At 47.3% G+C, this 6364-nt stretch carries 5 protein-coding genes; 1 reads left to right on the plus strand and 4 read right to left on the minus strand.

The features are described 5' to 3' along the window. The 4 genes from AC4E7D_RS10285 to prfB form a co-directional block, all read right to left on the minus strand. Positions 1-2257: TonB-dependent receptor (locus AC4E7D_RS10285; protein ID WP_490173712.1), on the minus strand; the 2257-nt coding region annotated here is incomplete at its 3' end. Next, on the minus strand, positions 2254-2715 hold the full coding sequence (locus tag AC4E7D_RS10290) for a hypothetical protein (protein WP_490173713.1): 462 nt from the start codon (positions 2713-2715) through the stop codon (positions 2254-2256). The genes AC4E7D_RS10285 and AC4E7D_RS10290, both read right to left, overlap by 4 nt. 138 nt (positions 2716-2853) lie before the next feature. Beyond that, the gene (gene arsC, locus AC4E7D_RS10295; protein WP_490173714.1) at positions 2854-3195 is read right to left on the minus strand and encodes an arsenate reductase (glutaredoxin); all 342 of its coding nucleotides are present in this window, start codon (positions 3193-3195) and stop codon (positions 2854-2856) included. Between the two features lie 21 nt (positions 3196-3216). Further along, positions 3217-4318 (minus strand): peptide chain release factor 2 gene (gene prfB / locus AC4E7D_RS10300; RefSeq protein ID WP_490173715.1). Its coding sequence is split into 2 segments (ribosomal slippage): positions 3217-4254 and positions 4256-4318, totalling 1101 coding nucleotides; the frame shifts between segments, so codons are not numbered across the junction. Positions 4319-4402: 84 nt separating this feature from the next. Between prfB and AC4E7D_RS10305 the strand changes: the two genes are divergently transcribed. Further along, positions 4403-6364: zinc-dependent metalloprotease (locus tag AC4E7D_RS10305; RefSeq protein WP_490173716.1), on the plus strand; the 1962-nt coding region annotated here is incomplete at its 3' end.

Consider the following 6364-nt stretch of genomic DNA (forward strand, 5'->3'; position numbering starts at 1 on the left):
TGCTTAGTATCCCCTTGTTTTCGCTTTGCGCGTTACGGGTAGGACCCCTGTAAAATACGTTGGTCTGGAAATCCACCTTATAGGGTAGGGGGACTTTCGCACTCAACCGGGTAAACCAGGTAAAGTTGTCGGCATCAAAGTTCTGAGTGATCACCTCGCCCTGAAAATCCGTATAGGTGTAATCTCCGCGCAGGTTTTGCTGAAACAGGTTGAGGTTCCAGGTGAGCCTCCAGCTGCGCTTGGGCACAAAGGTGGTTGTAAATTCCCATCCAATACGCTCATCAGTGGCCAGGTTGATCGGAGTTCTCCGCTGTACAGGTACGAGCACCGGGTTTCCGGGATCATCCGGGTTTTCTATTTCCACAAAATCTCCGGTTTCCTGCTGTATAAACTGAAATACCCCTGTGGAACGGTTGTAATAGGCCGATGTGTTAAAGGTGAATTTATCCCACCTTTTTAAATAACCAAAATCAAAGGCATTGGTATAGGTAGGATCCAGATCAGGGTTCCCCTGAAACAGGTTGGTATTACTGGAACGTGACGGGAAAGGATTTATGAAGCGGGACCTGGGCCTCCGTAACCTCCGGCTATAACTGATCGTCAGCTGTTCTTTTTCAGAAAATTCGTAACCCAGGAAAATAGAGGGAAACCAGTCTACATAATCCTTATCGGTAACTTCCCCTGTATTGACCAATTCTATGCCAATATCGGAAGCTTCCATCCTCATTCCACCGAGAATATTGAATTTCTTGTATTTGGTACCCAACTGCACATAGGCGGCATTTACGTATTCCTTGTAGTTCAGTTCGTTGCTGAAATTCGGGTCTACATCCAGGATCCCGTTATCCAATATCCCGAAATCAAAATCCGTATTGAAATTGTTAAAGGTGCCCCGGTAACCCAATTCAAATTGGGATTGGTTGTCTTTGCCAAATGGCAGCACGTAGTCCATTTGAAGCAATTGCCTTTCCTGGGACTCATCATTGATAGTCTGTTCGGTAGGCAGATCAATATTATCCCCAAGAATCACTTCTTCTATAATGGAGTTCTCAAAGTCGTCCCCACTGGAGAATTGATAGTCCATAGTAAGTTCATGCCCGTCCTTTTCGAAACGCTTAACGAAGTTTACGGAATATTGAATATTCTGGTCCTCCTCGTCCTCATTGGTGAAGCGGTTTCTCCGGATAGTGGGGTTGCGGGACCCGTCAAAGTTGAAAAAGTCGATGTTCGTTAGACTGTTCCCCGTTGAATTACGGTATACAAATGAATTGGTAAGGCTGCTTGTGTCATCAAAGAAAAGTTCAAAACCAATATTCGTGTTAAACCCTTTCCGCTCACGCTGATAGTCCCTTATCTCGTCCTGGAAGCTGGCCGTAGTGCCATCCGGGTTGAAGTTTTCCTGTTCGAACAGGGCATTTCCCGGTGCATTCCTGTACCTGTACGTGGTGTTGGTGAAAATATTGAATTTCTCACGCCTCAGGTTCAGGCTGAGTGCCCCACCGAAGTTATCAGGCTGTCCGGCAAAGAGGTTTAGGGAGCCGTTCAATCCAGCGGTTTTGCTCTGTTTTAAAACGATGTTGAGTATCCCTGCGGTTCCTTCTGCGTCGTATCGGGCCGAAGGGTTGGTGATGACCTCCACTTTCTCGATCGCCTCTGCGGGAAGTTGCTGCAGGGTTTCCGGGTTGAGGCCAGACAGGGCAGAAGGTTTTCCATTGATCAGGATACGCACACTTTCATTTCCCCTAAGGCTGATGTTTCCTTCCACATCCACTGTAACACTGGGAACATTGTCCAGAACGTCGGTTACGGACCCGCCGCGCACAGTAAGGTCAGACCCTACATTATATACTTTTTTGTCGAGCCGCAGTTCCACTGTGGTACGCTCGCCAACCACTTCCACTGCTTCCAGTTGTTCGGCATCAATAGAAAGAGTGATGCGCCCCAGATCTGTGGAAGTCCTGAATACCTGATCCTTGAGCTCATAGGTCTTGTAACCCAGGTATTCCACCCGTACATGATATCTTCCCGGAAAGGTTTCTACCTCGAACTTACCCGTGATGTCTGTTATTCCCCCGGTGATCCGGTCAGGGCGTTGTACGCTTTGCAAGACTAAGGTGGCATATTCCAAAGCATGGCCCGTTTCCTGGTCGAAGACCATTCCTGTAATGTTGATTGATTGTGGGGTTCGTCCTTGTGGACGCTGCGCTAAGCTTAGAGTAACACTCAGTGCACAAGCCAGGGAGAGGAGTATTCTCATTGTTCCGTTTTGGATTTTTTTCTCCTTCTTTTTTTCTTTTTAAGCTTGTAACCGTTTTTTTGATATTCTTCGAGTGCATTAAATTTTTCTTCAGGCAACCCTGCTTTAAGTTCTGCCTGCTGGTTGATCTGGATCTTCTCCAAACCCTCTCTCATTTTTTCAGGACTGAGTTCCAGTAATTGCAGTTGGATACGCTGATCCACGTATTTCGTAAGGATACTGCTCACTACAGCCTGTTCAAAATCATTTAAGCTAAGTGCCTCAGTGATCTTTGGCATTTGTTCTTCAACGATTTCCTCTGCCGTCTTGGGTTTGGGTTCCTGTCTTTCCACAGGGGTCCTCGGGATTCCGCTGCGCTGCCTTCCATACATACCCCTTTGACCTACCTGACCGCAGAGCTCACTGAAGCCCAGCAGGGTACAAAATATTAATAGTGGATATAGCTTATTAAACCACATTACACTCAATTCTTAGAGCGTAAAAGTAGCATTTGGTTTAACGATCGGAGGTTAATTGTATGTTAAAGTACCAGTATAGTTAAACAGAATATCAGGATAGGAAAAACTGATACGAAGGCCTGAGAACGGGGGGTTCCTCTAAAGCAGTTCAGCTATTTTTTCTGCAGGTCGGCCAATTACGGCTTTGTCCCCTACCTGTACAATAGGCCTTTCAATAAGTTTGGGATGCCTGGAGAGGGCTTCTATAAGCTGTGTATCGCTCAGCTCTTTGCCTTTGAATTCACTTTTCCAGACGGACTCATTTTTTCGAATAAGGTCGATAGGACGGAGGGAGAGCGCATTCAGCAGTTCACTGATTTGCTCAGGGGTCAATGGGTCATCGAGGTAACGTATAACTTCAAACTCTTTGCCTGCAGCCTCTAAATATGCAAGGCCTTCCCTTGATTTACGGCAACGCGGGTTGTGGTAGATTTTAATCATAGTGATCCAATAGATTTTGTACTAAACTTCTTTTTCCTTTTGCCCCATCATCATTAAATACGCCTTAAGGAAGGCATCCAGGTCCCCATCCATGACGGCATCCACATTCCCGGTTTCCATTCCCGTACGCACATCTTTAACCAGTTTGTAGGGATGCATTACATAGTTTCGGATCTGCGAGCCCCATTCGATCTTCATTTTTGAGGATTCAATCGCGTCCCGGGCTTCCTGCTTTTTGCGCAATTCAATTTCATAGAGCTGCGATTTAAGCATCTTGAGGGCAGTGGCCCGGTTATCGTGCTGGGAACGGGAATCCGAACAGGATATCTGTATTCCCGTAGGTTTGTGCACCAGTTGCACTTTGGTTTCTACCTTGTTTACGTTCTGTCCCCCTGCACCACTGGAACGGGCGGTTGTGATCTCTATATCCGACGGATTCACTTCGATTTCTATACTGTCGTCTACCAGTGGATATACATACACAGAAGCAAAAGACGTATGGCGTTTGGCATTGCTGTCAAAAGGGGATATGCGCACCAGCCGGTGTACGCCATTCTCACCTTTCAGCCAACCAAAGGCATAATCCCCGTTGATCTGGAGGGTAACGGTCTTTATTCCGGCCACATCGCCTTCCTGAAGGTTGAGTTCCTTGACTTTGTAGCCATTTTTCTCACTCCACATCAGGTACATGCGCATTAGCATAGCTGCCCAGTCACAACTTTCCGTACCCCCGGCTCCAGCCGTGATCTGAAGAATAGCCACCATATCGTCACCTTCTTCAGACAACATATTGCGGAATTCGAGGCTTTCAATGGCATTGAGGGCTTTGGTGTACTGCTCCTCTACTTCCTCAGGGTCTATTTCCCCCTCTTTGTGGAATTCCAGCAGCACTTCCAGGTCATGGGTCAGGGTTTCTGAAGTGTTGTAGTCCTCAACCCATTTCTTTTTATTTTGAAGCAAGCGCATCTGCTCCTGTGCTTTTCTGGGATCGTCCCAGAAATCCGGGGCAAGTGTCTTTTCTTCTTCGTTTTCTATTTCGATGAGTTTGGCATCAATGTCAAAGATACCTCCTTAGCGCACCGAGGCGCCCGATAAGATCTTTAAACTGATCTGTAGTAATCATAAACAAAGCTTTGGTCAAAAATACGTTTTAAACATGGTTGGGCAATCAATTTTATATAAATTTAAATTTCCAACAGAGAACACTATGAAATACACCATTACCGGCCTTGCTTTTATACTTCTGCAAGGTTTCTCACTGAATGCACAATTCTCCAAAAAAAGTCAGGATTACCAGGAATTTAAAGGATTTTTCAACTACTTCTATGATGATGACAAGGATCGCGTCTACCTCGAGGTTGCTGAACTGGAAAAGGACTTTCTCTACGTGTACTCCCTGAGTAGCGGAATCGGAAGTAATGATATAGGTTTGGATAGGGGACAACTTGGAAATGAGCAGGTTGTACATTTTAAAAAAGCGGGAAACAAATTGTTGCTCGTACAGCCCAACCTGCGCTTCAGGGCCCTTACAGACAATGTACTGGAGCGGAAGTCGGTGGAACAGGCCTTCGCAAGATCTGTGCTCCACGGCTTTAAAATAGAGGAAGTAATAAACGGGAAGTACATCATAGACATTACCGATTTCCTGATGCGTGATGCCCATGGGGTAGCTGGCCGGTTAAAGAGGGCCAAACAGGGAAATTACACCCTGGATAAATCACGTAGTGCCATTGCAATGGAAAGGACAAAGGCGTTTCCAAAAAACCTTGAGTTTGACTATATCCTGACCTTCAAAGGGGAGCCCAAGGGGGCCTATATCCGATCTGTTGCACCCAACCCCTCTCTGGTCACCGTGGCACAACACCACAGTTTTATCGAGTTGCCAGATAATAAGTACAGGAAAAGGGCATTTGACCCACGCAGTGGGGCCTATCCGTTTTCTTTTTATGACTATGCAACCCCGGTTCAGGAACCCATATTAAAACGCTTCATTACCCGGCATCGGCTAGAGAAAAAAGACCCCAGGGCGGCTGTAAGTGAAGCTGTTGAACCCATTGTCTACTATCTGGATAATGGTACTCCTGAACCTGTTCGCTCTGCTTTAATGGAGGGAGGGAAATGGTGGAATGAGGCCTTCGAGGCCATCGGTTTTAAAAATGCATTTCAGTTGAAAATACTTCCGGATGATGCGGACCCTCTCGATGTCCGGTATAATGTGATCCAATGGGTACACCGATCCACAAGGGGATGGAGCTATGGAAGCAGTATTACCGATCCCCGAACAGGTGAGATCATCAAAGGGCACGTTAGTCTCGGCAGTTTGCGGATCAGGCAGGATTTTATGATCGCACAGGCGCTCATGAACCGCCCCTATGCAGAGCGCGACGACAATGACCAGGCCATGCTCGAATTGGCCCTGGCTCGTATCCGTCAGTTATCGGCCCACGAGATCGGGCATACGCTGGGATTTGCCCATAATTTTGCTGCCAGCACGAACGATCGCGCATCGGTGATGGACTATCCCCATCCGGACATCGATATCCAACAAGGGGCAATAGACTTTTCAAACGCCTATGATACCGGCATAGGGGAATGGGACAAGGTTTCCGTCGCCTATTCCTACTCACATTTTCCGGAAGGGACGGAAGAAAGAACCGCACTGAATAAAATTTTGGACGACGCTCGGGAAGCCGGACTGCGATATATCTCAGACCAGGATGCGAGGCCGATGGGAGGCGCACATGCGCTGGGGCACCTCTGGGACAATGGCGCCTCCGCCGCTGCAGAATTGGACGAAGTACTGCAGATCCGGAAATTGGCCATGAACAACTTTTCCGCTGAAAACATAAGGTCCTATGAACCCTATTCGGTACTGGAGGACGTCTTTGTTCCCCTGTATTTCTTTCACCGCTACCAGACAGAAGCCACCGCCAAAGTTGTAGGGGGCCTGGATTACAATTACGCTACAAGGGGCGACAGACAGGGTATTTGGAAAACAGTGGAAAAGCAGGAACAACTAAAAGCTTTGGACGCCCTGTTGAAAACCCTTGATGCCAAAGAGCTGGCCATCCCCCGCGAAAAATTACCCCTTTTTCCTCCCAGGGCCATAGGGTATAACCGTACGCGGGAATCCTTCAAGGGTAAAACAGGGGTTAGTTTTGATGCGCTG

It is taken from the genome of Lentiprolixibacter sp. (assembly GCF_982873095.1).